At 52.8% G+C, this 1,221-nt stretch carries 2 protein-coding genes; both read left to right on the forward strand.

The genetic code is table 11. The features are described 5' to 3' along the window. On the forward strand, positions 1-180 hold a 180-nt coding region (locus HMPREF3147_RS12900), incomplete at its 5' end, for a hypothetical protein (protein ID WP_210384558.1). Positions 181-710: 530 nt separating this feature from the next. Then, positions 711-1,221, forward strand: a 511-nt coding sequence (gene erm / locus HMPREF3147_RS12410; protein WP_141740703.1) for a 23S ribosomal RNA methyltransferase Erm, incomplete at its 3' end; no start/stop codon positions are given.

Here is a 1,221-nt window from a genome sequence, read left to right on the forward strand (position 1 = left end):
GGCACGCTGCAGGGGTTGCAGCTATGTGACACGGGACACAATCGCAATCAAGGTGTCTCTTCTTATTTAGATTTTCTTCAAAAAGTGGAAAAATTACGAAACGAAAACCATTTACGCTGCTCAACGTATGTTTTTGTGTTTCGTAGTTTTGTTCTTTTCGTTTACGAGATTACGAAATGACCCGCAAATACCTACCGTGACCTGCGGTGATGTGTTTCGTATTTTTCTGCGTAATTTCACGTCGCCCGAAGCAGACACCCTGCCGTGTGCTTGCTGCAGGGCTGCGGCCGTCCCTCCATGTGGAGCGTCAGTGTCGATGCTGTAACTTAAACGTACATACATTTGTGGCGCTCTCGTTACGTGTCTGTGCATTGCCGAGCTCTTTACTGTTGTGTGTGGGCGCGCAGCCGTAGTGTCCGTGCCACTCCGAGTAGGGCGCGTCGTACCCCAAACCCATGTTCAATTAAATTCCAATCCAGAGAGGTCTTGCACTGTTGCGGTGCGGTTGTCTTCTTTCTCACCGTATTGGACCCTGCGAAATTAATTGGATACGATAGGCCCATGTTGATTTCAGGTTCCTTTTTCATGCGGCCGCTCACCAGCCGCTAAGGCGGTTTTCTCCCTCCCGCAGGTTAGAAACCGCTCCGGTCCTTTAGCCGGGCGGCCATTTGCCATGCCCGGCTCCGTTTCAACTCCACGGAGCACACCTGATGTCTACATACGGATACGGCCGTCACGAACATGGCCAAAATTTTCTCACAGACCACAAGATCATCAACTCCATCGTCGATCTTGTAAAACAAACCTCCGGCCCCATCATTGAGATCGGACCAGGAAGCGGTGCCCTCACTCACCCGATATCCCACTTGGGGAGGGCGATAACGGCAGTTGAAGTGGACGCAAAACTAGCTGCCAAACTCACAAAAAAGACCGCCTCGGCGTCGGTCGAAGTGGTCCATGATGATTTCCTCAACTTCCCGTTACCCGCCACTCCCTGCGTCATTGTGGGAAACATTCCCTTTCACCTCACCACTGCCATTCTTCGAAAGTTGTTGCATGCGCCGGCATGGACTGCCGCTGTACTCCTCATGCAGTGGGAAGTCGCTCGCCGCCGGGCCGGGGTAGGTGCAAGCACGATGATGACAGCTCAGTGGTCCCCATGGTTCACGTTTCACCTTGGTTCCCGAGTACCAAGGTCTGCTTTCCGGCCACAGCCAAACG

Origin of the sequence: Corynebacterium sp. HMSC05D03 (genome assembly GCF_001807205.1) — a bacterium.
GTDB lineage: Bacteria > Actinomycetota > Actinomycetes > Mycobacteriales > Mycobacteriaceae > Corynebacterium > Corynebacterium aurimucosum.